Genomic DNA, 26,628 nt, shown 5'->3' on the forward strand with positions numbered 1-26,628 from the left:
GTAAATAAGCTTCGAATCAATGCCCATGGACTAAAGGGTTCTGAACAGCTCGAAAGCCTGTCCCACCGGCACCCGGTAATCCAGTTGTCCGTGAATTATCAGCGCTGGCGTTTTAAAGTTTTCTGCGTAATAGTGCGGGGACAGTTCCCTGTAGATCGACGGATCTTCCCAGTAGTTACCGAAGCGGGTTGAATGAACGGCAAAATCGCTGGCCATCTGGCTGTAGAAGTTGTATACCGGGGCATGGATCATCAAAAATGGTGGTCACAGAGGTATTCAGTACGAATAGTAACCCGGATGTTATTTCGTGGTTTCAGGTTTTTGGTTATTTTAGCAGCCAGAAGCCCGCATCAGACTTCGTCAGACGAAATAAGATGAGTAACCAGCATAAACCATATAATCATGACCAGTCACTTCACTCGATCAATCGTTCCCGATAAGGTTCCGGTAAAATGTGTCTCAAATACAGTACACTTCTTAACGGTGCTCATAATTCTTGTTATGACTGCTCCCGGACTGAATGCTCAGCAACGGGGACTTACACCAGTCGAATACAACAGCGATCAGCTTGTGAAGATGGCTGTAATGGGCCAGATAGGAGAGGCCAGGATGAACTACCCGCCATACAGGATTGGCGCAGACGGATCACTCCGGGTTATACCCGGTACCGGAAGCATCACTTACAATTTCCGAACCGGCGACACGGCGATCGACCTGGCAGGCGACCATGTTGAACCGGCGGTAACACTGGTACACCCCAGCGGCAGGGCAAGCGGGGAAAGCAGGGGCCTCAACGTGTTATCCTGCATCGGCAACGAGGTAAGGGTGATCTCTGGCGAAGCACGGGGAGCCACCGGTTACGTGATCGGCAAACATGGCGGCTCGGAACATGTGATGGTCGATTTTGCCGATGATGCAGTGTTTGACAGGCTGCTTCTGGGCGACAGGATGCATATATATGCATATGGCGTTGGAATGGAGCTTACAAACATTGAAGGGGTAAAAGCAATGAATGTCAGTCCCCGGCTCATCGAGGCGCTCACCGAGGCAGGGATGGGCATTACATCCGGAGGTAAGCTTCACATAGGGGTGGCGCTGACCGTTCCTGCAAAGATAATGGGCAGCGGACTCGGACAGAACCACTCCTACAGCGGCGACTACGATATCCAGATGTTCGATGAGCAGGTTGTCGAAAAATACAACCTGAACAGTCTCAGGTTTGGCGATATCGTAGCCATTATCGATGCCGATGCCAGCTACGGCCGCATCTTCAGAACAGGCGCAATCACCATCGGGGTGGTAACCCACAGCGGCAGCATTATAGCCGGTCACGGCCCGGGTGTCACCACTCTCTTCACATCGTCCACGGGCAATATTGAGCCAGTAATTGACCCTGATGCCAACCTGAAGAACCTGCTGTTCAAATGAGTTAACAAGACTTGCACTATACATCATCATGCCGGGTCGAGATGGAAAATACCCGGAGGTTTTAACGATGAAAAACTGCCGGTTTAGAATTGATCCACCATGGCGTCAGAACCGCACAAGGCGGTGCTGTGAGACTTAACAAAACTTTTCAATGATTCACTTCTTTTGTTGGACTTTGGCACTATGTTAATGGCTGTAGCTTTTATTATCCAATCGAAATGTTCAAATGTTTTCCTAAGCCAGTTTCAATCAATTTGTGGTATGTAGAAATCAACAAAGTTATCTTTCTATGCAATTATCTATCTTGTCATCACACAGAGTTAACTAATTGGTTTACTTTTTCAAAACAAAATCAAGATTATTTTTAAGCAGTGAGGCTCTCTTGCTATTGCAGGCAACTCTGTTATAAAGGAAACCCATAAATCCCTTTCATCAAGTAGCTCATGTACTCTTTCATTACCTGGCTATTCCCACCCATCTCCTAATTTTTTCTGATGTTGCAACGGATCAATATGCTGAAATTGAACTTTTCCCTTGCAATAAAGAACAGGACACCGACCGAAAAATGGAAGATGTCCTGTCCTGTCGGGGTGAGAAGACTCGAACTTCCGACCTCGTCGTCCCGAACGACGCGCGCTGCCAACTGCGCTACACCCCGGTTTTAACACTATTTCCGAACCTGGTTTGCGGTTATAAACCCGCAAATCTGTAAGCATCTCACATTTTCCTTACAGCCCGGCGTCGCCCGCCATCTTAATTCCGGCTGGCCTCTCTGGTATGCCGCCATCTCATTTTTGCCCGGTCTGGAAATGTCTGCAAATTTAAAAAATAAATCCCAACTACCTTCAAGGCCACCGGGCGATTTTATTAGATTTTTCCCTTAGCCTTGAAGCCCCGCTGCCTGAGAGCTTCGTAGATAACAATTGAGACTGCTGCCGAAACATTTATTGAATCGACCTTCCCGTACATGGGTATGATGATATTGGCATCTGAGTTTTCTTCCCAGGCAGGGGAAACCCCGGTGGCCTCGGCGCCGGCAACAATTGCACAGGGTCCTGCAAACCGGGCCTGGTGATAAGGCACCGATGCGTTGAGTGCAGTTGTAAAAATCCTGATATTTCTGGCCTTAAGCCACCCGATGGCCTCTGCCGATGTACAACAGGCAACCGGCACGGTAAATAGTGTGCCGAGGCTGGATCTTACCACATTTGGATTGTAGATATCGGTTGCGCTGTCGCATACCAGCACCGCGTCAACACCTGCAGCATCGGCCGTGCGAAGCATTGCACCCAGGTTGCCGGGTTTCTCGACCGACTCGGCAACCAGCACCAGCGGATCGTCACCGGGAACCAATTCTTCAACCAACAGCTTTTTCTGCCTTGCAACGGCCAGCAATCCCCCGCTGGCCCCGCGGTATGCAAGCCGTGAAAAAACAGGTGCAGAAGTTTCAATGATCCGGGCCTGGCCGGTCAGCGTATCAACAATGTCGGCAGTTTCTTCAAACCGGCCGGAGCAACCTGAACGGGTTTTTTCCGTGATTGTTTCTCCCGGAATCATTTCCCCCGGTAGGGAAACCCCGGCCCCGTTCCCTGCAACAGAGGGACAATAAAAAAGTGTATGAAACTGGTAACCGGCGTTCATGGCAAGCCTTATCTCGCGTATCCCCTCAATAACGAACAGTCCCTCTTTTTTCCTGGCCGAAGCCCTATGAAGCGACAATGCATGCTTGACTGCCGGATTTGCAGTGCTGGTTATCTTTATACTCATAATTCAATAGTTCAACGGCGGGCACCGGCCCCTGGCCGCAAAAAAGTGTGCCCTTTCAGGAACGAAAGTTAAATAATTATTATCAATGCCGCCTGGCACGAACAGTTTTTAGTTCCCTTTTTTTGACCTTATCAAATAATTTGAGTAATTTTATCTTTGATATTCTTAACAATCAGTCCATCCATTTTGCAATTGCGAAATGGTTCGTTTTTTTTGGAGACAAGAGATTTTTTCGCAGGGAACATATTGACAACCAAAGAGGAGCACTATGGAAAGAAATCTGCTTAAGATTATCAGGAACCAGGTTGATTACCCCAATGTCTCAATCCTGCTGACCACCCACAAAACCGCTCCTGACAACAACCAGGATGCCATGATCCTCAAAAAGCTTTCCAAAGAGGCGGAAAGAAGGTTAAAGGAGGAATTTAGCAAGCGTGATATAAGTGAGTTAATTGAAAAAATTCAGAAGACTGTCTCTTCCATTGATGTGAGGCAGAATTTGGACGGACTGGCAGTTTTCGTAAACAAAAATTTCGAAAAGGTCGTACGTCTGCCTTTCCCCGTAAGGGAAAGGGTGATCATCGACAAAAGCTTTGCCGTACGCGACCTGATAAGGGCCATAAACAGGGGAATCAATTATTACGTACTCTCATTGAGTGCCGGTTTTGTCAGGCTGTTTGAGGCATACAGGGACAAATTCTCTGAGATCACCGAGGGAGGGTTTCCCTATGCTAACCCGTTCCCGAGAGGAACAAACCTTGAAGAATCGACTTCCTGGAAAGAGTCCCGCCTCAGGGAATTCTTCCATATGGTAGACAAATCACTGATGCAGATACAACACCAGCATCCCATGCAAATGGTTGTTGCAGGGGTTGAAAGGAATATTGCATTGTACAGGGAAGTTACCGGTATGGAAGAAAATATACTTCTTACAATTGAAGGTAATTATGACAACACCTCCCCCCATGAACTTGCATTAATTGTGTGGCCTGAAGTAAAAGAGAGAATGGCCGAAAAAAGAAGACATGTGCTGAACATGCTTGATGAAGCAATGGGAAAGAAGAGGCTGGTTACGGGCATTGACGAGGTCTGGAAACTTGCCGTGCAGGGAAGGGGTGAGCTGTTGGTGGTTGAAGAGGATTATCAGCAGGCTGCAAAGGTGAGCAAGAACGGGAATACCATTGACCTGGTTGACGATCTTGGCGTTCCAGGCACTGCCAACGATCTGGTTGATGATATTGCCGAAACGGTTGTATCAACGGGCGGCAGGGTAGTATTTGCCGAAAATGGTTCACTCTCAAGACACAACCATATTGCTCTTGTGCTGAAATATTAAGGCCTGCAGCCGGGTGCCCTGTTACCTGCAGGCAGGCGCTGACAGTTGCAAACAAGACCTCTGTACGGGCCCGGCCGGATGCTCTGCGTTGATCCGGCCCGTGTTAATACCAATACTGGGAATTATTCCCTGAGACTGCGCTCCCTGGTCCATTCAGTAGAGCGGCCGAGCCAGCGCATGCCAAGAACAAAGCCTCTTATCTTCAGCGTGTTATGTCCGTCAAGCGACATGTAGCAATCATAGGTCCTGCCATTATCAGGATCGTATATCCTCCCTTGCTCCCACTCCTGCTTGGATGTATTGTATGTGAACCCCTTAAGGATCTCAAGTCCCTTGATGGGCTGGTTCCTCAGAGAGCGGTCAGGGTTCTCCTTGTCAACCTTGACTGATCCGTCATCCTCGAACGGCTCGCTGAGCCAAACTATCCTTCCGTTATATTTGTTGCCGTCAACCTTGTATATCTCTATCTGTGCCTTGCCGTCATCATTGAGCCAGAAACCAATAATCCGGTCGGCCTGAGCCTTCAGGGAGGCAGAGGCAAGGAACATGAAGCAGAAAACCGCTGTCAATTGTTTCATTGTAGTCTGTTTTTAGATTAAAACTCAAACTGAATAATCAAAGCGTGACGAAGCCCCGGTATGTAAAACCAGGTAAATATAACCCATTTTTCCAATCTGCGAAGTCACCGGGGCGATATTTTTCAGGCTATCAGACAAACGACAGCCCGGGGATCGAGGCATCACGACTGGAGCAACCGGGGGATCGGACTTCAGAGTTGCAGGGTCCGGGCGATTTGGAGTTCAGATTTGCAGGATACAGACTATCCTGATTTCAGAACTGCAAGGTCCGGGCGATTCGGAGTCCAGAACTGCAGCGTCTCAGGAATCAAGCTTCAGCACAGCGAGGAAGGCCTGCTGGGGCACCTCGACATTGCCTACCTGCCTCATCCTCTTTTTGCCCTTCTTCTGCTTCTCAAGCAGCTTCCGCTTACGGGTAATGTCGCCGCCGTAACACTTGGCGGTCACATCCTTGCGCAGGGCCTTTACCGTTTCACGCGAAATTATCTTGGCACCGATGGCAGCCTGGATGGCTATGTCGAACTGCTGGCGAGGGATCAGCTCCTTGAGCTTGGTGCACATCTTCTTGCCGAAATCATAGGCATTGTCCCTGTGCGAAAGGCTTGAAAGGGCATCGACCGACTCACCGTTAAGGAGTATATCGAGCCTTACAAGGTTTGAGGGCTTGTAACCGGACTGGTAATAGTCAAATGATGCATATCCCCTCGATATGCTCTTAAGTTTGTCATAGAAATCGAACACTATCTCACCCAGCGGCATCTCGAAGGAAAGCTCTACCCTGTCGCTGGTAAGGTAGTGCTGCCCCTTCAATATCCCCCTTTTGCCAATGCAGAGGTTCATTACCGAACCCACGTACTCTGACTTTGAGATGATCTGTGCAGAAATATAAGGCTCTTCGATATGGTCAAGCTCGTTGGGCCCGGGCATGTCAAAGGGATTGTGCACCTCAATGACCTCGTTCTTCTTTGTATAGGCCCTGTATGATACGTTCGGCACAGTTGATATCACTCCTATGTCGAACTCCCGGTCCAGCCTCTCCTGTACTATTTCAAGGTGAAGCAGCCCGAGGAACCCGCACCTGAACCCGAACCCCAGAGCAACCGATGATTCCGGCTCAAACGTAAGGGAAGCATCATTGAGCTGCAGCTTCTCTATAGAGCCTCGCAGCTCCTCGTATTCATCGGGGTCAATGGGATATATTCCTGCAAATACCATTGGCTTGACATTCTCAAAACCCTCTATTGCTGAGCTGCATGGCCTCTCAACATGTGTTATGGTATCACCTACCTTAACCTCGCGCGATGTCTTTATTCCTGATATTATGTATCCTACGTCGCCGGCGCTCAGTTCTTTCCTCGGATGCTGGGTCAGTTTCAGCACTCCTATCTCATCGGCATCGTATTCCTTGCCGGTTGCGAAAAACTTAACCTTGTCGCTTGTGCGCACCCTGCCATTGATAATGCGAAAATAGGCAATGATTCCCCTGAAGGGATTGAAGACAGAATCAAAGATCAGGGCCTGCAGCGGTGCATCGGGATCGCCTGTGGGAGCAGGTATCTTTTCAATAATTGCTGCAAGTATCCTGGCAATCCCCTGGCCTGTCTTTCCGCTTGCTTCAATTATGTCGTCAGCGCTGCATCCAAGCAGGTCGATAATCTGGTCCCTTACCTCATCGGGGTTGGCTGCATCCAGATCCATCTTGTTCATTACCGGTATTATCTCCAGGTCATGCTCCAGCGCCAGGTAAAGATTGGATATTGTCTGGGCCTGTATGCCCTGGGACGCGTCGACTATAAGCAATGCCCCCTCACAAGAGGCAATGGATCGTGAAACCTCATAGGAAAAGTCTACATGCCCCGGAGTGTCAATAAGATTTAGCTTGTACATGATGCCCTCCTGCTGATAGTCCATCTGAATCGCATGCGACTTGATCGTGATACCCCTTTCACGTTCCAGATCCATGCTATCAAGCACCTGCTCCCGGGCATCTCTTGCAGACACGGTCTGGGTCATCTCCAGCAGCCTGTCGGCCAGGGTGCTCTTGCCATGGTCTATATGAGCTATTATACAAAAATTCCTGGTATTTTGCACCGGATAAATGTTTAAACGTTTAGATCAACCTTCCCGGGTTACCGGGAAAATTGAGGTTACAAAGATATCTTTTTCCTTTGATTTTTAAATATGTCCCCTACCATTCAATTCCTGCAGCGAGTTCAACAAGTTTCATGGGACGGTAGCCTTTCGGCGGAATAAACTCTGACAACTCCAGCGGCCTGTTTTCAACACTCACCACCTCCGTTACGACAGGCAGCCCCTCCTGGTCCTCCTCTACAGTCCGCATGGGGAACCCTGATTTCATCAGGTGGATGTAGGCTTCAGACGACCTGTAATCGGCAAACATTCCACCCCATGACATCTCATCGATAAACAGACGGAACCTTTCAAAATCGTATTCATCCTTCATCTTTATATCGGGGGTGAGCCATACCTCCTCAGCCATCGTTCCGTCATAATAGACCAGGTACCTGTTTGACCGGTATCCCGCAACCATCGCCACCTGGTCTGTCATTACAATCTCGACAGGCAGTTCGCCTACCAGCTCAACTGCATCCTCTCCTGCTTCCAGGTCCATCACCAGGTCGTCATACAGTGCCTCCAGCACGGGCCTCTCGTACCTGTCGGCCCTACTGATCTCATCTTCGAGCATTTCAATGGTAAACTCCTTTACAAACCTGAGGTACCCGGCAGGGGACCCTGTCCAGTAACCCTGGTGGCGGGGACTCACATACGTCAGCTGCCAGCGTTCCAGATCGAATATAAAGATCTGCTCGTCATCAACACTCTTCACCATGTTATCCTGGATGTAGAGCCGGCTTTCAAGAGGCTCGTCACTGCCTGCATACCGGGTTTGCTCAACGATAACCCATCCGGCCTGCAATTGCAGCGATATTAACAGTAAAACGGCATTAATGAATAAGATCTTTATCATGTGTAGACTGTGAAATGTTCATGTTATCTTGTCTGACGAAGGCTGATGGGGCCATCAGGTTTTGTAAAACTTTCTGATCAATACCTTTTTCAACTCCCTCTCAAGAACCATTTCGGTAATTATCTCCGAGGGGCCCCCCTGGTGGGAAGAAATTCTGTCGTTGAGCTCCTTCTCGCTTAAGTCGATATGGTAAAGCAGGGCCAGCAATTTCCGGTAGTCGGAATTCAGCAGATCAATGAGGATGGAATCAAGTTGCTCAAATAGTTCATCATAGGCACCGGTTATGCTTCCGGAGAATTTGACCTCAATCCCGAAAAGCGCAAAATCCTTTATAACCTGCTCAGCTGTAAGCCTTATTATCTCGTTCTGGTCCCGGTAATCTTCAACCCGGACTTTACTGAACTCCGGCAATGTCATCATCCTGTTTTTGGTCCCTGACTTCCAGGGTGCTGATGATAGCTTCCACCTGGCGAAGCAGGTTGCGTTTCCTGTCGCCCGGCACATAAACGAAGGCCTCAGCAACTATAACCTTGTTCCTGGGTTCATCTAGTGTTATGTAGCTGACAAATGGGCCGCCCATAAAATCGTTCTCCACCCTCCATAGTCCTCTAAGCATTGCGAAATACCGGCCGTTGTCCATGAATTCATCAAAATCGGGTGGTATAAGCGCTTCGGTCGACATCCATGACCCGGCAGAAGGTCCTTCAATGTATCTCCTGAGGAACCTGTTCCTGGCCCCAACCAGAAAATCGGGAGTGAATGTTTCCGGATCGGTATAGTCAAACTGGTAAACAAAAATCCCCTGTATAATATCCTGGGTCAGCCTGCGCGGATCATGACGTATCCAGATAAAATCGGCGGTGTCGAGAACTATGTTGTAACCGGCCGGGACAACCATGGAAATATTGAATTTTTCCTGCAATCTTTCCCTGATTGAGATCCTCTCCATGGTCCTGTGGTATTCGACAATTCTCTCCCTCTCGGCTGTTACAAACTCTTCAAGTATTCTCTCCCTCTGGTTTTCCAGGAATGAGTTTAGTGAAGCGGCATCTGTTGAAGTTATTTCCAGGATTGTCTGGGGCCTGGCCCAGACATTCTTCCTGATGTTCATCCTGGTGTCCGTTGCCTGCGATGAAACATTCACAATAACTATGTTACGGTGAGTTTTAAAGATGTTTGAAAAAGCAGCATGACCGATTCTGACCACGTTGAACATGGGTTCATACTGAATTAGTCCGGGATGTTCCGATTCGAGGGTTTTTCCCAGCGTCCTTCCGGGTTCGGCTTCCCATAGCGGTGCATTCATAACAACGACAACCTCTCCGGCACGTCCTGTGACATTGGGGAGTAACGGACTCCTGTCACCCCTGCATGATGCAAGGATTACAATGGCTGCCGTCATACTTAAAAGAAATAAAACCTTTTTATTCTTCTTTTCCATGGGCAGTCGGGTATTTGCAGTAATAATACCTGGAAATATGCCGTAAACAAATATTTACGGTAACAATCAGCGGAATATCTCCCGCGGGGACTTTAATACCTCCCCCCGGAAAATTCCCGGAAGGGATCACTTATTTCTTTTCCTCTATGGGCTTGTCGTCCTCTGTGTCTTCATCCTTCTCTTTGGTGGCATTCTTGAACTCCTTAATGCCCTCACCAAGCCCCCTCATCAGATCGGGTATCTTCTTTCCCCCGAAAAGGAGGAGAATAATAATCACGATGAGTACGATCTGCCACGGGCCAACCATAGCTCCCAAAATAAATAGATCAGTCATATCCTTTAAGTTAAATTAGTCAACAAATGTAGCAATAAATACACTAAATAAAACGAATTTAAACCATATTCATTACCTGAACAGCCGCACAATATCGTTGCCGTTGGCGTATAAAATAAGCGATAACAGTATAAGCATACCTGTCAGCTGGGCATATTCCATGAACTTTTCACTGGGTTTCCGCCCGGAGACCATCTCGTAGAGCAGAAACATTACATGTCCGCCGTCAAGCGCAGGTATGGGAAGCACGTTCATTATGGCAAGCACGATCGAAAGAAATGCGGTCATGCTCCAGAAAGCCTGCCAGTCCCATACCCCCGGGAAAATACTGCCGATAGTTATAAAACCTCCGAGCGACCTGTAGGCGCCGGTCTCGGGAGAGAATATAAGCCTGAGCTGTTTCAGGTAACTGCTGAAAGTCGCAAGGCCTTTGCTGATACCGGCCGGAATGGCTTCAATAAATGTGTATTCAGTTGTTTTCAGGTCAAAAAACCTGGCAAGCTCACCCTCAGGCATAACCCCCATAAGACCCTCTTCGGTTACGGTAAGGGGTATCTCGAGAGGCATACCGTCTCTTTCAACGGTCACAACCACATCATTACCGCGGTTGGCGATAAGTTGTTCCCTGAATTCAAGGAAAAAAGGAAGGTGTTCACCGTTCAGGCCTGTTATGCGGTCACCCTGTTTTATTCCGGCGTCACGCGCAGGTGAGTTGTCGGAAAATTCCCTGACAATAAAAGGTATCCTGATATCAAAAAACGGGGTCCCAGCAAGCAGTTTTGGTACCAGGTCACCGGGAACTGCCACTTCGGCAATCTCACCGTCACGCTCAACCTGGATTGTTCGCACGTTGTCAAGCACTATGGCCGGAACGATCTGAAAATACTGATCAACCGGCTTATTGTCGAGTGAAATAATTACATCACCGTGTTTAAGCCCCATATCCCTGGCCAGTGAATCTGCATGTATGCCCCAGGTAAGGTTCTCTGCAGGCAAATATTTTTCTCCCCAGGCATAAAGCATTGAAGCATAAATCACAAGCGCAAGGACAAAATTTACCATCACACCACCAAGCATTATGAGAAGCCTTTGCCAGGTGGGCTTGGACCTGAATTCCCATGGCTGCGGATCACGTCTTAATTGATCCTTATCCATCGACTCATCGATCATTCCGGATATCTTAACATAGCCGCCAAGGGGCAGCCAGCCAAGTCCGAACTCGGTCTCTCCTCTTTTCACTTTGAAGAGTGTGAACCAGGGATTAAAAAAGAGGTAAAACTTTTCAACCCTTGTATTAAAGAGGCGGGCAAACAGGAAATGTCCCAGCTCATGGAGTATGATCAGTATCGAAAGGGCCAGAAAAAACTGTGCCGCCTTTACAAGTATTTCCATTTCAATTTATTTTCAGCATGCAAAAATACAAATTCAAAACCTGTTTCCCATAATCAGGTTAATGATCATATAAGACTTTCAGCGAAAGACCTTGCTTCCCTGTCAGCATCCCTGTAATCATCCAGACCGGGAGATTTTACATGGGTAATCTTCCCCATCGTTTTCTCAATAATTGATGATATACCATAAAACCCTATCCTGTCATTAAGAAAAGCCTCGACAGCAATCTCATTCGCTGCATTTAATACGCAGGGCATTGTCCCGCCTGTATTCATTGCCTGGTAGGCAAGAAACAGATTTGGGAAGCTGTTCATGTCAGGTGTTTCGAAACTCAGTTCAGGATAATCGGCAAAGCTGAAACGGGGAAAATCCGACTTTATTCTGTCAGGATATGATAAAGCATAGAGTATTGGCAGCTTCATGTCGGGAAGGCCCATCTGTGCCTTGATCGATCCATCAATAAACTGAACCATCGAATGCAGTATTGACTGCGGATGAATTACAACCTCTATCTGGCCGGGTTGCAATCCGAAAAGCCACCTGGCCTCGATTACCTCCAGTCCCTTATTCATTAACGTAGCAGAGTCAATGGTTATTTTAGCGCCCATTGACCAGTTAGGATGACGCAATGCTTCTTTCCTGGTAACATTTTCAAGATAGCCCCTTGTCTTTCCCCTGAACGGTCCGCCTGATGCTGTAAGGATCACCTTCTCAATAGGTCCGGATTCTCCGGCCAGGCACTGGAAAATTGCCGAATGCTCTGAGTCGACCGGAATCACGGGAACCTTTCGCTCCATAGAAAGTAGCGTGATCAGTTCTCCGGCAACCACAAGTGTCTCCTTGTTGGCAAGGGCAACCGGTTTGCCGGCACCGATCGCGTTCAGTGTAGGAATAAGTCCCGAAAACCCGACCATGGCAGCCAATACGATGTCGATCGTCTCCAGAGCGACGATCTGTTCCAGTGCATCGGTGCCTGCATAGACCTTTATCGGATGATTCTGCAATGCCCCGGCCAGAATGGCATATTTATCAGCATTGCCTATTACAACAGCATTTGGCTGGAATATTACCGCCTGTTCAATCAGTAACTGTACGTTATTGTAGGCGGTCAGCACCTCAACCTCAAACACGTCACTGTGTTTCTGAATGACTTCGAGAGCCTGCGTCCCGATTGAACCTGTTGAACCAAGTATGGCAATTCTTTTCTTCATCCGGCACATTTTTTCATATCTATGTATCGGTTGAGAATCCATGCATGATCATGATGGGTTCTGCAGAATATTTTGGATGGATTATTCATAAACAGGCACTGGCGGTAGTTTGAACCTTAAAACAGGATATAATGTTCGGGATTAAGGGGTGAACCGTTCTGCCACAACTCAAAATGAAGATGCGGCCCGGTAGTGAGTTCACCCGAATTGCCTACAATAGCTATTGCCTCGCCGGCACTTACCTGCTCCCCGACCCGTTTAAGTAACTCCGCATTATGCTTGTATAGAGAGAGATAGTTGTTGTCATGCTGTACCTGGATCACATAACCTGTTTCTACCGTCCAGTTTGCGAAAGTCACCGTACCATCCATAACAGCAAGTACCGGCTGATTGATCTCTGTAACCAGGTCGACACCGTAATGACTGATCTGGGGGTTGAACCTGTTTATGATCAGGCCTGTTGTAGGAGGCAGAAAGTGTGCTGCCGGGGGGTTCCCTGCCAGTATCATGTCATTTGTCACCTCAAGGCTGAATTGCTCTGATCCTTCAATCTGGGTCCGTAATATGGAGTCGTATTCTGACCGGGTAAAATGTATGTCATCAACCCTCATGGCAGTATCGGGTGTATATTCGAAAGTACGGGGTTCACGTCCCGAGATTATATCCCTGATGTTCTCAACAAACTGCTCCCTTATCCTGAGCTCATTCTCCAGGGAATCAAGCTTTATTGCATTCATGATAAGCTCCCGGCGCATAGTGCCGTCAGGATAGCCCGGGATGAACTCCCTTATCGGGGTAAAAGCTATCAGAACGGTAACAAGCGCTATCAGTATAATGGCCGATCCGCCAACAAGCGACAGGAGGTTCAGCTTGGTCAGCTTTATTGAGATTACCTCCTCATAGGTATTATCATTGAATATGATTAACCGGTACTTATGCCTGAGACGTTTAAAAAAACCTTTTTTCTTCTCCTTCGCCATAAACGGATTCTATTACTTATCTGATGCAAAGATAATAAGATTCATTTGATACCGGTCTGCACACAGGGCAATATCCTCATCCGTCGGAGTGAAGACAAACCCCGTGGTATAGAACATTACCAGCCGGCAAATAATTATGATATGCTCAAAAAACAACCAGCAATAAACAGGAAAAGTTTTGCGTTTAATCAAACTTACATTACTTTTGCACTCATATTGCGGGGTGGAGCAGTGGCAGCTCGTTGGGCTCATAACCCAAAGGTCGCAGGTTCGAGTCCTGCCCCCGCTACTAAAAAGGCCTGCTTGTCGTCTGACAGGCAGGCCTCTGTGGTTCAACTTGTCGCTTTATTCCATGGCTTTCCTGATACTCGCCGCAATGTCTGCAAGTTCGCTGCTGCTGAACTTCAGCTTCGGGCGGCCAAAGTTAATATCATCAAGCCTGTTAATAGGTATAAGGTGTATATGTGCATGAGGAACCTCAAGGCCAAGCACCGCAAGGCCGATCCGCTTGCAGGGCACAACCTTTTCAATCGCCCTTGCCACCTTCTTTGAAAAAATCATCATTCCGCCAAGGAGATCATTCTCCATGTCAAATATATAATCTGTCTCCTGCTTCGGTATAACAAGAACATGTCCCCTGGCAAGGGGGTTTATATCAAGAAAAGCGAGGTAGTCGTCATCCTCAGCTATCTTGTGTGAAGGGATCTCCCCTTTTACTATTTTGCTGAAAATGGTAGCCATAAACGTATATTTTTGTTTTATCGAGAGATCTCAAGAATTTCAAGATTGATTATCCCGGAAGGGACTGTGACTTCCACCTCCTCACCAACAGTTCGTCCAAGAAGCCCCTTGGCTATCGGAGTGTTGACGGATATCTTACCGGCTTTTATATCGGCCTCGGTTTCCGATACAATTACATATTCCATAACTGCTTTGCTGGCCTTATTCCTGATCTTTACCTTGTTCAGTATCTGCACCGTGCTGATATCAATCAGCGATTCATCAAGAATTCTTGAATTGGCAAGGGAATCTTCCAGCCTGCTGATCTTTAACTCAAGCATTGCCTGCGCCTCCTTGGCGGCTTCATATTCTGCATTCTCAGAAAGATCGCCTTTATCCCGTGCTTCGGCTATCTGCCGCGAAATTGCAGGGCGTTCCACACCCCTTAGATGCTCAAGCTCTGCCTTAAGCTTCTTCATTCCTTCTTCAGTAAGATAAGAGACTTTATTCATGATCTCTGTTGTTTTAATAAAACAAAAAAGAATTCCGGTTACCCGGAACTCTTTCCTGGGCAAAATTAATAATTTTAATCCTCAAAGTCCATAAATCGGACAATACCAAAATCTATCAACACCGCATTCCTCATTATCGTAATAAACCCGGTTAAATCTTAGAATTTGCTGGAAATCTGTAAATGGGAAAATTAATTTTTTACCGGCAATGCAAACTATTATGTTCGCCTGCCTAATATCTCAGAATAGATGACAGCCTTTTTCAGGTTGAAAGAAACACCCTCTTTTTCATAGCTGCCTGTATCATACGCATCATCCTCCACCGGCTCCGTCTGTCCCTCGAACTCGGCTATCGGATTGTTCTCTGCAGCCTCCTTCATCACTGCTTCGGCATCCATCAGCATCTCTTTTGCCTCTGCATCAGACATCCACTGAACCGGCCTGCCATCTGAAGCACTGCTGCTTTCAGCCTGGACGGTAGCCGGTTCCGGAGCCGGCTGATATTCCTCCTGTTCATCCTCATCAGAGAACAGCTCTGAGAGGGGATCTCCGGGACCCTCCTCATCTTCAGGCGCCTGCACGGGCTGCTTCTTCTTCCGCATACTCAGCACCAATATTACTACGGTAATGATCAGGTATATAAAAGTTTCGAAAAAGCCTTCCATAACAATATGATTTACTTTTAACCGGTTCAGGGAAACACTTTTATCATCCGGCATTCTCCCCGGGTACAGCTAAAAAAACTACTCCAAAATCATGTAATATCTTTAAGATAAACAAAATTTCGTGTAGGTTTGCAAATAATTATCCGGCAGACTTATGTTTCCCAGTCCAAAATTAATAAAAATATTTATTATTTCATTGCTGATCTCAACATTTATCGGTTGTGACGATTATGACAACTGGATACCCAATGTGAGGGTTGACGAATATTTGTTTCTCTCTCATTTACAGGCAACTCTCGGCATAAACCAAGCAATGATGATCGATAATGCAGGTGTCAACGGCATTCTGCTGTTCAGGCTGGAGGACCGGCAATTCAACGCCTTTGACAGGACCTGCCCGTTCCAGCCTGAGGATAACTGCGCAGTAGATTTTGACGATGCAGAGCTCAGGGCTGTCTGCCCCTGCTGCGGCTCTGAATTTGAGCTTTTTTTCAACGGCGACGTCGTTAAAGGCCCGGCAAGGCGTCCCCTGAAACAGTACAGGACCGTGATAGAGGGTTCAAGGCTTCGTATCACCAATTAATGACAAGACCATCCTGCCAGGCAGACGGTTATAAAGTCCACCTGAAATGCTCTGTATAATTAACAATTCAACAGATCCCTGGTTCAACCTGGCAGCAGAGGACTACCTGCTGCACAATTTTACCGTGGACTGCTTCATGCTTTGGCGGAACGAGAGAACAATCGTTGTAGGAAAGCATCAGAACACCCTTGCCGAGATCAACATGGATCATGTGCGCGAAAAGGGAATCGGGGTTGCCAGGAGGCTGTCGGGGGGAGGGGCTGTTTACCATGACCTGGGCAACCTGAATTTCACATTCATCGTTAACGGCAAAGAAGGGAAACTGGTTGATTTCAAAAGATTCACCCTTCCTGTCCAGGAAGTTCTCCGGAAACTGGGCGTCGATGCAGAATTTACCGGGAAGAACAACCTCACGATCAAAGGCAGAAAAATTTCAGGAAATGCCGAGCATGTCTACAGAAAGAGGGTGCTGCACCATGGCACGCTGCTTTTCTCGTCTGAAATGGATGAGCTCAGTATGGCCCTGAGGGTCAATCCCTTGAAATACCGGAGCAAAGCGGTAAAAAGCATTCGCAGCCGGGTAACAAACATTAAAGACCATCTTGATATTGATATGAACGTGGTGCAGTTCAGGGATCTTATTCTTGACCATATCATGAAGACCCGGCATGACTCAATGGTCTATGAGTTCTCTGACAATGACCTTGCATCGATAGAAAAGCTTCGCACCGATAAGTACAATACATGGGAGTGGAACTTTGGCTACTCTCCCGATTATGACTTTGAAAAGTCGGTTGTGACAAACGGAGGCGTTGTAAGGATCTGTCTAAATGTTTCGGGCGGCATAATCAGGAAAGCGAATATTTACAGTGATCAACCGGCAGGTGCAGATCTCTATGTTCTGGAAGGCATCCTTGAAGGTGCGAGGCACGAAAAAGGTGAGTTGCGGCGAAGGTTAAAGCCTGTAGCATTAAACAATTATATAGAAAACATCACCCCTGATGATTTTATCAGGGGAATGTTCTGATAGTAGCTAAGGCTGGTTACCTGTTCTCAAAGACCATGGACTCATCAATATAGCCGTCGGCTATAACGGTCATTCTCAGGTTCTCCGGATGAACCGAAACCATAGAAGAGAGAAGTATGGAAGGAACCATAACCTGGCCGTTATTTATTGAAAGTTGCGTATTCATGACGGGTTCACCCCTTGCAAGCGCCAACGCAGTAGATGCTGCCGATGTTGCCAGGGTTTCAATGTATTTGTAAACCGTCATTGTCTGTTTGCCTTCTATTATTCTCCTGCAAGCCTCCGCTTCAGCATCCTGCCCGGAAAGCAGCACCTTGCCGGCCAGACCATGTTTCTCAAGGGCCCTGAACGCCCCTCCGGCAATATGATCGTTCGATGCTACAACTGCATCAAGCCGTCCCGGATTCTCACTCAGGTAATTGTCAACTATCCGGTAAGCCTCATCAGCGTTCCATCCAGGAATATATTGATCCACAACTACTGAGATCTTCCTGGACTCAACAAGGGGTGCCAGCACGTTCATCTGCCCCAGCCTTAAAAGAATTGAATTGTTGTCGCCGGCATCTCCCCCCAGCAATGCATAGTATCCCTCAGGCCTCATTCGCGAAAGGTATTCAGCCTGCATCTCACCGACACGCATATTGTCAAATGAGATATAGAAGTCCAGATCGCAATCATTTACTATCCGGTCATAGGCAATTACCCTGATACCGTTTTCATGTGCGAGGCAGACAATCTCGGAAGCTTTCCGGCTATCGACCGGCACTATTACAAGGACATCTATGCCGCGTTTCAGAAGGTCGCGGACCTGTTCCATCTGTTTCTGGTGACTGTTTTCCGCTTCGGCAACATAGAGGGTCGCACCGGCATTCCTGATCCGGGCAGAAAAATAATCAATGTCCTTTTCCCATCTCTCATGCGAAGGTCCAACGCTGAACCCGATCCTGACCTCATCACTCCGGCCGCAGGATGATAAAAGAAGAAGGCCGAGAATACAGGCCGTTATTGCTAATCCGATTGTTTTCATCTTTATTCAGCAGTTTAATGAAGTTAATTATTTCAGGTGGCTCATTCAAGTTTTATAAGCATGTCGCATCCCGCATCAGTCATGCGGACTGTCAAGATCCCGAAGGGATCGTTTATCACGGCTGCACAAATGCCGGGCCAGGGAAAAATTTGAGAACTGCAGCCGTCAATACAGAGCAGTAACAAAGATCGGGCAAGGCCCCCTGCCTGAACCGATCATTTTTATGCTAACAATTTATGAAAAAATGCAATGAAATCCAACAATATTTCAAATATTCACACCAGCCTCCTCCTGTTCATCTGTATTTGCATACACGGGACAAACAGGTTGCAGATTGCAGGACTGAGCAAAGATTGTGAGTATTATAACTACTATCATGATAATTTTTGTCGGTGTCCTCATGGGAAAGGTTTTATTGATAAAAAACCAGTATCAGTTCATTGATTATTACGGTAATGGCGACAACGGGTTTCGGGAAGGGAGGTGATCTGTATCACCTTAAAACGAAGCTGAATGTGGAATTTATTAACGGATTAATATATCTTTATCAGCTCAATTTTATCTTATATGGATATCAGGGATAAGATAATCGCCGAAGCTGGAAAGCTTTTTATGGCCAATGGTGTAAAAAAGATCAAAATGGACACCATTGCAAAAAAACTAATGATTTCAAAAAGAACGATCTACGAGAATTTCAAAGACAAGGACGAGTTGATAAGAGAATCGCTTGACTATGAAAATCGCAGACACTCAGAGATCAACAATTTAATTATTGAACAATCTGGCAATATCATTGAGGCGGTCCTTATGTTTCTTAAAACCGGGTCAGAGATACTCTCACAGGTCAATCCCGATTACTTTTCAGACCTTAAACGGTTGTACCCGGCCATCTGGAAGGAAAAAGTGCAGGAAAGCAAGGTCTATACCTTCAATCTTATCCTGGGACTGCTGAAAAAGGGTAAAGAACAGGGGATTTATCTTGAAGATATAAATGAGGAGATCATTGCCATGATACTTATTGAGCAGCTGTTCCTGATATCTGACCAGACTGCTTTTCCCCCGTCAAGATATCCTATAACCGAAGTCTACGAAAATATTATTATCAGCATGACACGCGGTATCACAACGACACACGGACGTGAACTACTGGAAAAGCACCGGTAGGCAAAATGATCACTTATTCAGATCAATCCGGATGACTGTCGATGCTGAAAGAACCCTTCAATAAGGGTGCAACGGCTGCACCGGGGTAACGGGTAACTGGCTGCTGAATTTTTATTCATCCCTCAGTGTATCGACAGGATTGAGTGTTGCCGCCCGGTATGCCCGGAAGCTTACTGTTGCCAGCGCGATAATGTAGGTCAATACCGATGCCGCTACGAACAGCATCAGGCCGGGATCAGCACGGTACGCAAAATTATCAAGCCATCTGTTCATTAAATACCAGGCCACAGGCCATGAAATGACGGTAGATATCAATAAAAGATAATTTACCTCCTTTGAGAGCAAAAGCATTACAGAGCCCACTGATGCACCCATTGCCTTCCTGATACCGATCTCTTTGTTTCGCTGCTCGGTTGTAAAAGATGCCAGTCCGAGCAGTCCCAAGCAGGCTATGAAAATGGAAAGAACTGCAAAAATGGTAAAAATCAACCCGGTCCTGTACTCAGTCCGGTACCCGGCAATGAGGTCATCAGACAGGAATGAATATTCAAAAGGCTGGTCATCAACAAATTCATTCCATATGTCATTGACTAGCCCAATAGCAGCAGCGGCTCTGCCTGGTTGTATCCTTGCAATTACAAAACTGCCCCATTGACCGGGATTCAGAATCATGGGACTGATAGTCTGGTGCAGGGATTCAAAATGAAAATCCTTAACTACCCCGATTATTGTGAAAGCCAGATCGGCCGGAGCATCCTGGGTGCCGCCTGCAGCGGTTTGCAGAACCCTTTTCCCAACCGGGTCCTCATAGCCCATCTGCCGCACCGCAGTCTGATTAAGCACTACTGCCAGGGTATCGCTGGCATAATCACGCGAAAAGAACCTTCCCTCAACTAACTGAAGTTGCAACACATCGGCATAATCCCAATCTACCCAGGCATTCGAAATAATATGTTGCTCGCGCGATGGTGATCCCTCACGCCTGAAAGCGTTGCCGCTGAAAGGAGTTCCCGGAATTGCATGAGCTTTTGACGCATGGATGATCTCAGCATATTCCTCCAGTTGACTGCAGAAGGTTTCTCTCTGCTCAAAGGGTATGGAATAGGCACGATGAATGACCATCACATCTTCAGGGTTCATACCCATATCCTTGCTGGTGATATATTGCATCTGGCGGTAAACAGTAAATGTGCTTATCACCAACACTATGGTAATTACAAACTGGAAAACTACAAGTAACGACCTGAGCCTTGAACTTTTCATGCCCGACTGCAACTTGCCCTTCAGCACCCTGACAGGTTCGAACGAAGCAAGATAAAACGCCGGGTAGCTGCCTGACATGAATCCAACAACAAGTCCTGTCAGGAGGAGCCCCGGAATAGTGTACCAGCTTGAGAAGTATTGTAATTGCAGTTGTTTGTCGGCAATGGTATTGAAAGCGGGAATGAACAACTCAACAAGAAGCAGGGCAAAAATAAGCGAAATATAACTGAGAAAAACCGACTCGCCGATGAACTGATTTATGAGCTGGCCCCTGCCTGAACCGACAACTTTCTTGAGTCCGATCTCCCTGGCTCTGCCTGCTGACCGCGCAGTGGACAGGTTCATGAAATTAATGCTGGCAATGATCAGAATAAACAGGGCAATTATTGAAAACACTATCACTGTGGTCATGCTCCCGTTAGCCTGGATCTCATATTGCAGGTCGGAATGCAGATGAATACTGGTAAGGGGCTGCAGGTAGTACCCCCATTCATCGCCGCTTTCATAGAGCTCCTCAAGAGTTATACCCATGGCCATCTCAACCTGGGGACCCAGATACCTCTCGAGCATTTCCGGGAATTTCGCTTCCAGGGCCTTCGGATCTGTCCTTTCGTCAAGAAGCAGGTATGTGAAATAATTATTGCTGACCCACATCTGGTTCTGGTGCTGCGGTATTGAAACAAATGAGGCCATCACATCAAATGAAAAATGGGAGTTGGATGGCAGGTCGGTAATAATTCCGGTCACCTCAAAAGGAATTCTTTCACTTCCAAATTCAAGGGTCCTGCCCAAAGGATCTTCATCGCCAAAATACTTAACGGCAGCAGACTCTGTAAGAACCAAAGTATGAGGCCGGTTAAGCGCGTTTTCAGGATCTCCCTCGATCATCGGGAAGGTGAATATGTCAAAAACCGTTGAGTCGGCCCATACAAACCCCCGCTCTATAAAGTTCCGGTCGCCGTAACGCAACACAGGCGTCGCATCAAAATTGTAGAACCTGGCAGCACTTATTACTTCCGGGTAATCGGCGACTATTGCAGCAGCCATAGGGGCGGGTGTAATGGGAGCATTGAAAGGATTCCCCTGCATGCTGGCCTTCATGCATACACGGTAAATACTGGGCGCATTCTCATTATACCTGTCATAACTGAGCTCGTCCTGAACAAACAGCAATATAATGATTGAACTGGCCATACCTATTGCCAGCCCTGAGATATTGATGAATGAATAACCCTTCTTGCGTATCAGGTTACGGTATGCAATAGTGATATAGTTTTTAAACATCTCCGGTTACTTTTTATCTGCTGACGACAGCAAACAGACATTGTTACACATCGTGGGATTATTCAGCATCAAAGTCCGGGCCAGTCCATTCAACAAGCTAACATACTGATGCTTATCTATTACGAAAAGTGTTTGCCTGCTCTTTTGATGTACGGTTACGATACACCTGGTGTACGGAAGCGAACTCTTACTCGTACCTGAGAGACCTTGCAGGATCTATCAGGGCGGCTTTAAGGGACTGGTACCCTGAAGCGATAAACACCACCATAACCGACAATAAGGCGGCAGCGGCAAAGACTAACGGATCAGCAACCTGTATCCTGTACGCAAACATCTCCAGCCACCTGCCGGTAAAATACCATGCAAGCACCCATGACACAACATTTGCCAAAATGAGCCATATCCCGAATTGTTTGAAGAAGATCAGCACAATTGATTTTTCGCTGGCGCCGAACACTTTTCTTACGCCGATCTCTTTCGTCTTGTTCTCAACCATGAATGAAGAGAGCCCGTACATTCCCAGGGCGGCTATCAGGAAAGCAAGAAGGCTGAAAAAGGTGAATATGCGTCCCAACTGGATCTCCGACCTGTAATGAAAATCATATTCGTCTGACAGCAGTTTAAACTCAAAGGGATCACCGGGATTTATCTCATCCCAGGCATCCCTTATGTCTGCAATTACCAGATGGAAATTAACCGGTGATATATCAAGGGTCATGTACCTGGGAAAACCCCTGAGAAGGTGAATTAACAGAGGTTCCACCAACTGGTGCATCGACTTGAAGTGAAAGTCACCCACAACCCCAATCACATGGTATGTCTCACTATCCTCACCCCTTGGCCTGATGATTGTCATTCCCAACGGGTCGGTCCACCCGAATGTACGTGCCGCTGTTTCATTAACCAGCACCGCCATGGTATCAGTAGCATAGGCCCCGTCAAAGTTCCTGCCCTGCAATATCCTGATATCCATCAGTTCAATGTAATTTTGGTCACAATGAAAAAAATTAATAACCGACTCATCATCAGCCCCCTCATATTTGTAACCCGTACCACTGAATACTGTTCCCGGGTATGATGTTGAGAAGCTGATACCGTTTACGCCGGGAATTCCCTGCAGTTGCTGTTCTATCACCTCGTACCTGCTTCGCATATCCCTGGTTATCAGATTTACTATTATCTTGTCATGCTTTTCAAAACCCAGGTCCTTACTGTTAATGTAATTTAGCTGCTTCCAGACGAAGCCGGTACAGATCACCAGGGTTATTGAAATTATCATCTGGAATACTATCAGTCCGCTCCTCAACCATGACCGGCCTGACGACTCGGCTTTGCCTCCCCTGATGGTCTTCAGCGGATTCCATGCAGAGAGAACAAAAGCGGGGTAGCTGCCGGCGGCAACTCCCACAAATAATATAAACAGCGGAAACATAAGCAGTATCCTGTGATTGGCCCCGCTGAAAAAAGACATCTCCAGACCGGTTATATTATTGAAATAGGGAAGCCCGAGTTCAACCATCGGAATTGCCAGCAATGCCGCTATCAATGAATATACTGTCGATTCACCCAGAAACTGTCTTATAAGATGTCCCCTCGTTGCGCCGGTAACTTTTCTTATTCCAACCTCCTTTGACCTGACCGATGCCTTTGCCGTCGAAAGGTTCATGAAGTTAATGCAGGCAAGCCCCAGAATGAATATGGAAACAGCCAGGAAAATGTATACACTTGCCTTGTTCCCGGGCGGGGAAAGCTCTACAATCATATCGGAGCCCAGATGTATGGAGGCGACTGGCTGAAGGAAAGGTTCTATGGCAATCCCGTACTCCCTGGCCTGCTCCCCGAACCTCTCTTCAAAAAGATCTGCAAGCCTGCCGAAAAATGCCCCCTCTACATAACTTTCGTTAACACGGAAATAGGTAAAATATGACAGGCTTAGCCAATGGTCCATCGACCCCTGGCCGCGGATCTCATACAGTGACATGAAAGGCACAACAGCACTGAACGTTATATGTGAATTGGAGGGAGGATTGGCGGCAACGCCTGTTATGGTATAATCATGTGTATTGTTAAGCCTGATAACCTCACCCACCGGGTTCTCGTTGCCGAAGTATTTGGTTGCAAGATCCCTTGTGATGACAATGCTGAAAGGATCCCTCAGGACCCGGCCGGGATCTCCGGTCTCGAGATCAAAACCAAAAAATGAAAAGAATGATGAATCGGCTTTTATGATCAACGGTTCAACATAATGCTCATTGTTAACTGACACATTATTGTTTTCAGGAACATTTATCCTGACAACATCATCAACCTCGGGAAAGATCTGTTTCAGCTCGGCGGCAAGTGGCGCCATGGCTACCGGCACATCCATGGAGGTACCAAGCATCTCTGCCCTGAAGCCTATGCGGTAGATATCCTTATGCCGCTCATGAAACCTGTCGTAGCTGAGTTCATGATCCACCCACATCAGGATAAGTATACTGCAGGCAATTCCAATTGCAAGTCCTGCAATATTGATTACCGAAAAAACTCCTCTTTTGGAGATATTCCGGATAGCTGTAATAATATAGTTTCTGATCATTCCTAATATGCTTTATCCGGAATACCGGGTTGTCAAACCTTAGATTTGCAAATATGACGTTCAACTTACCTTCAGGTTACAATGTCCCGTAAAAAACTACTCGTCACGCAATGAATCTGCCGGGTTGGTACGGGCAGCCCTCAATGCAAGTGATGATACGGTGGCGAGGCTGATTAACCATGCAAGCACTCCCGCAGCAATGAACAGGTGAATTCCTGCGGTTGTACTGTATGCAAAGCCTGCAAGCCACTCCTGCATAAGATACCATGCAAGCGGCCAGGCAATGATATTGGCGATAATGACCCACCGGGTAAAATCGCCTACGATCATAGCGGTCACCTGCAATTCACCGGCACCCATAACCTTCCTTATCCCGATCTCCCTGGTCCTTCTGAGGACAATGAACGAGGTCAGTCCGTACAGACCTATAGATGCAATGAATATGGCAAGCAGTGCAGCATTGCCGAACATCCTGCCGAATCTCTCCTCAGTGCGGTACAAATACTCAAAGCTATCATCGAGAAAATAGTAATTGAGGCTGGCGGCCGGGAACAGTTCCGACCAGACATTCTCAATATGAACAAGTGCCTCAGCCTCGCTGCCGGGCCTTAATTTCAGGTTGACCACCGAACACCAGTCGGGCCTGTAATAAATTACCAGCGGTTCTATATCATTATGGAGGGAGTGAAAGTTAAAATCCTCCACCACGCCAATCACTTCACCAAACTCCTCCCGCTCCCACAACCTGAATCTTTTGCCGGCTGCCGGCTCATCTCCATAAATCATCCTGGCTGCAGTCCGGTTTATTATATAACCATTCTCACGGTCGTATATACTTCCCTCAATGAAATCCCTCCCTTCTGCTATTCTCAGCCCCATCAGCCTGATATAATCTTCAGTAACCGGTAACGAATAAAAACTGTTGACCTCGTCAAGATAATAAAAACCCTGTTTCATCATTACCCTGCCGGGAATATTGTTGGAATATGCAAGATCAAGTATGCCCGGATGCTTCAGCATACGTTCCCTGATCAGGTCCTTTGATTGGTGCTGTTCCTGTTCTGTCAGTGAAAAACAGACTATATTACTGCTGTCGAACCCGAGGTCCTTATTCTTCATGAACCTGATCTGGCTGGTTACAACCAGTGTGGAGATTATGAGTATAATTGAGATAACATATTGAACGACAATCAGCACTTTGCGGAATAATCCTCCTGCAGGCCCCGTACCGGTACCGCCCTTAAGCACGGTCACGGGACTGAACCCGGTCAGGTAAAACGCAGGGTACAACCCGGCAACAAGACCGAGGATTACGGCTCCTGAAAGAACAATGAGCAAGAAGCCTGAAAGATAGTCAATATGCATATTTGCCAGCACAAGCCTGTTGAATGGAGGAAGGGTCAGCTCAACAACTGCAACTGCAATAATCCCGGCTGCCAGGCACAGGATTACGGTCTCCACAAGAAACTGCAGCACCAGAACTGACCGGCCTGCCCCGGCCACTTTCCTGACCCCGATCTCCCGGGCCCTGGTCGAAGCTGCTGCAGTGGACAGGTTAATAAAATTGATCGCTGCAATCAGAAGTATAAAAACCGCGGAAGTAAGGAATATCAGGACAAAAGGCCTGTTGCCCTTCCTGATGCCCCGGTCAAACTCCACCCCTTCTGCAAAATAGGTTTCTCCCAGTGGCCTGAGCCTCACCGTCAGGCTGAACTCATCTTCATCAGTCAGTCCGCTGTTTTCGAACCTTTCCCGGTAAATATCCTCTTCCAGAAGTCCGGCATCGGCGCCACCGGCAAGCAAAAGGTAAATACTGAAATTTGCGTATGATGAAAGTTCTCCCAGTTCAGAAAAACCCATGATCCAGGGCACCGAAAGGAATGACCCGACAGCTTCTGCCTGGATAGTGGAATTCGGAGGGGGGTCTTCCATCACGCCGGTTACCGTGAATGGCTGGTTGTTTCTCATGTATATGACACGGCCCACCGGTGAGCCGTTTCCGAAAACCCTGCTTGCAAGGCTCTCGGTGATAACAATTTCATAGGGGGATGCCAGAATGCTCCCGCGATTTCCCTGAAGCAGGCGGAACGAGAATATGTCGAAAAAGGTGGAGTCAGCCCATATGATATTGCTGAACCTGTAGCTTTTGTCTCCATACTCAAAGGACGGTGACGAATTATAAAAATCTATCCGGGAAACCTTTTCGATCCCGGGGAAGTTCTCAGCAAGAAAATCGGCATTCTGCGGGGGATTGATGACCTGGTTATTAAATTCAACCCTGACTATGCGGTCTCTGTTCTCATGAAACCTGTCAGTCGAATACTGGCTGATAACATAAAGCATCAGCAG

23 protein-coding genes and 2 tRNA genes are annotated in these 26,628 nt (G+C 47.3%); 6 read left to right on the plus strand and 19 right to left on the minus strand.

Features of this window, described 5'->3' with window-relative positions; genetic code table 11:
• Positions 1–30: 30 nt before the first annotated feature.
• Positions 31–252 (minus strand): hypothetical protein, encoded by a 222-nt coding sequence (locus EA408_01275; protein ID TVR74931.1) that lies wholly within the window; start codon positions 250–252, stop codon positions 31–33.
• 249 nt (positions 253–501) lie between these two features.
• Here EA408_01275 and EA408_01280 point away from each other — a divergent pair, with 249 nt between their 5' ends.
• Entirely contained in the window at positions 502–1,428 is a 927-nt protein-coding gene (locus EA408_01280; GenBank protein ID TVR74951.1) for a DUF4438 domain-containing protein, read from the plus strand.
• A gap of 585 nt (positions 1,429–2,013) precedes the next feature.
• Here the strand turns inward: EA408_01280 and EA408_01285 are convergent.
• Positions 2,014–2,086, minus strand: a tRNA-Pro gene (locus EA408_01285).
• Positions 2,087–2,295: 209 nt separating this feature from the next.
• Positions 2,296–3,108, minus strand: a complete 813-nt coding sequence (locus EA408_01290; protein ID TVR74952.1) for an RNA methyltransferase — start codon at positions 3,106–3,108, stop codon at positions 2,296–2,298.
• A gap of 355 nt (positions 3,109–3,463) precedes the next feature.
• Here EA408_01290 and EA408_01295 point away from each other — a divergent pair, with 355 nt between their 5' ends.
• Positions 3,464–4,531 (plus strand): hypothetical protein, encoded by a 1,068-nt coding sequence (locus EA408_01295; GenBank protein TVR74932.1) that lies wholly within the window; start codon positions 3,464–3,466, stop codon positions 4,529–4,531.
• A gap of 122 nt (positions 4,532–4,653) precedes the next feature.
• Here the strand turns inward: EA408_01295 and EA408_01300 are convergent, their stop codons facing one another.
• The 9 genes from EA408_01300 to EA408_01340 form a co-directional block, all read right to left on the minus strand.
• Entirely contained in the window at positions 4,654–5,109 is a 456-nt protein-coding gene (locus EA408_01300; protein TVR74933.1) for a DUF2147 domain-containing protein, read from the minus strand.
• A 300-nt stretch (positions 5,110–5,409) separates the two neighbouring features.
• Positions 5,410–7,200, minus strand: coding sequence for an elongation factor 4 (lepA, locus tag EA408_01305; protein TVR74934.1), 1,791 nt, complete (start codon positions 7,198–7,200; stop codon positions 5,410–5,412).
• 97 nt (positions 7,201–7,297) lie between these two features.
• Positions 7,298–8,098, minus strand: a complete 801-nt coding sequence (locus EA408_01310) for a DUF4412 domain-containing protein (GenBank protein ID TVR74935.1) — start codon at positions 8,096–8,098, stop codon at positions 7,298–7,300.
• Between the two features lie 54 nt (positions 8,099–8,152).
• Positions 8,153–8,515, minus strand: a complete 363-nt coding sequence (locus EA408_01315; GenBank protein TVR74936.1) for a hypothetical protein — start codon at positions 8,513–8,515, stop codon at positions 8,153–8,155.
• Positions 8,493–9,539, minus strand: a complete 1,047-nt coding sequence (locus EA408_01320; protein TVR74937.1) for a DUF4837 family protein — start codon at positions 9,537–9,539, stop codon at positions 8,493–8,495. Before EA408_01320 ends, EA408_01315 begins: the two co-directional genes overlap by 23 nt.
• A 130-nt stretch (positions 9,540–9,669) precedes the next feature.
• On the minus strand, positions 9,670–9,873 hold the full coding sequence (locus EA408_01325) for a twin-arginine translocase TatA/TatE family subunit (GenBank protein TVR74938.1): 204 nt from the start codon (positions 9,871–9,873) through the stop codon (positions 9,670–9,672).
• A 72-nt stretch (positions 9,874–9,945) separates the two neighbouring features.
• Positions 9,946–11,265 carry an RIP metalloprotease RseP gene (gene rseP / locus EA408_01330; protein TVR74939.1) on the minus strand — a complete coding sequence of 440 codons (1,320 nt, stop codon included), beginning with the start codon at positions 11,263–11,265 and terminating at the stop codon, positions 9,946–9,948.
• A gap of 65 nt (positions 11,266–11,330) precedes the next feature.
• Positions 11,331–12,476, minus strand: a complete 1,146-nt coding sequence (locus EA408_01335; protein ID TVR74953.1) for a 1-deoxy-D-xylulose-5-phosphate reductoisomerase — start codon at positions 12,474–12,476, stop codon at positions 11,331–11,333.
• Positions 12,477–12,592: 116 nt separating this feature from the next.
• Positions 12,593–13,456, minus strand: a complete 864-nt coding sequence (locus tag EA408_01340) for a M23 family metallopeptidase (protein TVR74940.1) — start codon at positions 13,454–13,456, stop codon at positions 12,593–12,595.
• Between the two features lie 217 nt (positions 13,457–13,673).
• Here EA408_01340 and EA408_01345 point away from each other — a divergent pair.
• Positions 13,674–13,748, plus strand: a tRNA-Met gene (locus tag EA408_01345).
• Positions 13,749–13,801: 53 nt separating this feature from the next.
• Here EA408_01345 and EA408_01350 read toward each other — a convergent pair.
• The 3 genes from EA408_01350 to EA408_01360 form a co-directional block, all read right to left on the minus strand.
• Positions 13,802–14,197, minus strand: a complete 396-nt coding sequence (locus EA408_01350) for an HIT family protein (protein TVR74941.1) — start codon at positions 14,195–14,197, stop codon at positions 13,802–13,804.
• Positions 14,198–14,214: 17 nt separating this feature from the next.
• On the minus strand, positions 14,215–14,688 hold the full coding sequence (greA, locus tag EA408_01355) for a transcription elongation factor GreA (GenBank protein ID TVR74942.1): 474 nt from the start codon (positions 14,686–14,688) through the stop codon (positions 14,215–14,217).
• Positions 14,689–14,906: 218 nt separating this feature from the next.
• Positions 14,907–15,407, minus strand: coding sequence for a hypothetical protein (locus EA408_01360; GenBank protein TVR74943.1), 501 nt, complete (start codon positions 15,405–15,407; stop codon positions 14,907–14,909).
• A gap of 100 nt (positions 15,408–15,507) precedes the next feature.
• On the opposite strand from EA408_01360, the gene EA408_01365 reads away from it, so the two are divergent.
• Together EA408_01365 and EA408_01370 are read left to right on the plus strand one after the other, a co-directional pair.
• Entirely contained in the window at positions 15,508–15,936 is a 429-nt protein-coding gene (locus EA408_01365; GenBank protein ID TVR74944.1) for a Rieske (2Fe-2S) protein, read from the plus strand.
• Positions 15,937–15,982: 46 nt separating this feature from the next.
• Positions 15,983–16,963 carry a lipoate--protein ligase gene (locus tag EA408_01370; GenBank protein ID TVR74945.1) on the plus strand — a complete coding sequence of 327 codons (981 nt, stop codon included), beginning with the start codon at positions 15,983–15,985 and terminating at the stop codon, positions 16,961–16,963.
• 16 nt (positions 16,964–16,979) lie between these two features.
• Here EA408_01370 and EA408_01375 read toward each other — a convergent pair whose 3' ends face one another.
• Positions 16,980–17,990, minus strand: a complete 1,011-nt coding sequence (locus EA408_01375; GenBank protein ID TVR74946.1) for a sugar ABC transporter substrate-binding protein — start codon at positions 17,988–17,990, stop codon at positions 16,980–16,982.
• Between the two features lie 567 nt (positions 17,991–18,557).
• Between EA408_01375 and EA408_01380 the strand changes: the two genes are divergently transcribed.
• Positions 18,558–19,154, plus strand: coding sequence for a TetR/AcrR family transcriptional regulator (locus EA408_01380; protein ID TVR74947.1), 597 nt, complete (start codon positions 18,558–18,560; stop codon positions 19,152–19,154).
• Between the two features lie 111 nt (positions 19,155–19,265).
• On the opposite strand, the gene EA408_01385 is transcribed toward EA408_01380, so the two are convergent.
• The 3 genes from EA408_01385 to EA408_01395 all read right to left on the minus strand — a co-directional run bounded on the left by EA408_01385 (position 19,266) and on the right by EA408_01395 (position 26,622).
• Positions 19,266–21,701, minus strand: coding sequence for an ABC transporter permease (locus EA408_01385; protein ID TVR74948.1), 2,436 nt, complete (start codon positions 21,699–21,701; stop codon positions 19,266–19,268).
• A 187-nt stretch (positions 21,702–21,888) separates the two neighbouring features.
• Positions 21,889–24,279 carry an ABC transporter permease gene (locus EA408_01390; protein ID TVR74949.1) on the minus strand — a complete coding sequence of 797 codons (2,391 nt, stop codon included), beginning with the start codon at positions 24,277–24,279 and terminating at the stop codon, positions 21,889–21,891.
• Positions 24,280–24,375: 96 nt separating this feature from the next.
• Positions 24,376–26,622, minus strand: a complete 2,247-nt coding sequence (locus tag EA408_01395) for an FtsX-like permease family protein (GenBank protein ID TVR74950.1) — start codon at positions 26,620–26,622, stop codon at positions 24,376–24,378.
• Positions 26,623–26,628 lie beyond the last annotated feature (6 nt).

Source organism: Marinilabiliales bacterium (assembly GCA_007695015.1).
Lineage (GTDB): Bacteria > Bacteroidota > Bacteroidia > Bacteroidales > PUMT01 > PXAP01.

Excerpts from the sequence above, each read along its gene's own strand:
- EA408_01275 (TVR74931.1), bottom strand. The coding sequence starts at position 252 with ATGATCCATGCCCCGGTATACAACTTCTACAGCCAGATGGCCAGCGAT.
- EA408_01280 (TVR74951.1), top strand. The coding sequence starts at position 502 with ATGACTGCTCCCGGACTGAATGCTCAGCAACGGGGACTTACACCAGTC.
- EA408_01295 (TVR74932.1), top strand. The coding sequence starts at position 3,464 with ATGGAAAGAAATCTGCTTAAGATTATCAGGAACCAGGTTGATTACCCC.
- EA408_01300 (TVR74933.1), bottom strand. The coding sequence starts at position 5,109 with ATGAAACAATTGACAGCGGTTTTCTGCTTCATGTTCCTTGCCTCTGCC.
- EA408_01310 (TVR74935.1), bottom strand. The coding sequence starts at position 8,098 with ATGATAAAGATCTTATTCATTAATGCCGTTTTACTGTTAATATCGCTG.
- EA408_01315 (TVR74936.1), bottom strand. The coding sequence starts at position 8,515 with ATGACATTGCCGGAGTTCAGTAAAGTCCGGGTTGAAGATTACCGGGAC.
- EA408_01320 (TVR74937.1), bottom strand. The coding sequence starts at position 9,539 with ATGGAAAAGAAGAATAAAAAGGTTTTATTTCTTTTAAGTATGACGGCA.
- EA408_01325 (TVR74938.1), bottom strand. The coding sequence starts at position 9,873 with ATGACTGATCTATTTATTTTGGGAGCTATGGTTGGCCCGTGGCAGATC.
- rseP (TVR74939.1), bottom strand. The coding sequence starts at position 11,265 with ATGGAAATACTTGTAAAGGCGGCACAGTTTTTTCTGGCCCTTTCGATA.
- EA408_01335 (TVR74953.1), bottom strand. The coding sequence starts at position 12,476 with ATGAAGAAAAGAATTGCCATACTTGGTTCAACAGGTTCAATCGGGACG.
- EA408_01340 (TVR74940.1), bottom strand. The coding sequence starts at position 13,456 with ATGGCGAAGGAGAAGAAAAAAGGTTTTTTTAAACGTCTCAGGCATAAG.
- EA408_01350 (TVR74941.1), bottom strand. The coding sequence starts at position 14,197 with ATGGCTACCATTTTCAGCAAAATAGTAAAAGGGGAGATCCCTTCACAC.
- greA (TVR74942.1), bottom strand. The coding sequence starts at position 14,688 with ATGAATAAAGTCTCTTATCTTACTGAAGAAGGAATGAAGAAGCTTAAG.
- EA408_01360 (TVR74943.1), bottom strand. The coding sequence starts at position 15,407 with ATGCCGGATGATAAAAGTGTTTCCCTGAACCGGTTAAAAGTAAATCAT.
- EA408_01365 (TVR74944.1), top strand. The coding sequence starts at position 15,508 with ATGTTTCCCAGTCCAAAATTAATAAAAATATTTATTATTTCATTGCTG.
- EA408_01370 (TVR74945.1), top strand. The coding sequence starts at position 15,983 with ATGCTCTGTATAATTAACAATTCAACAGATCCCTGGTTCAACCTGGCA.
- EA408_01375 (TVR74946.1), bottom strand. The coding sequence starts at position 17,990 with ATGAAAACAATCGGATTAGCAATAACGGCCTGTATTCTCGGCCTTCTT.
- EA408_01380 (TVR74947.1), top strand. The coding sequence starts at position 18,558 with ATGGATATCAGGGATAAGATAATCGCCGAAGCTGGAAAGCTTTTTATG.
- EA408_01385 (TVR74948.1), bottom strand. The coding sequence starts at position 21,701 with ATGTTTAAAAACTATATCACTATTGCATACCGTAACCTGATACGCAAG.
- EA408_01390 (TVR74949.1), bottom strand. The coding sequence starts at position 24,279 with ATGATCAGAAACTATATTATTACAGCTATCCGGAATATCTCCAAAAGA.
- EA408_01395 (TVR74950.1), bottom strand. The coding sequence starts at position 26,622 with ATGCTTTATGTTATCAGCCAGTATTCGACTGACAGGTTTCATGAGAAC.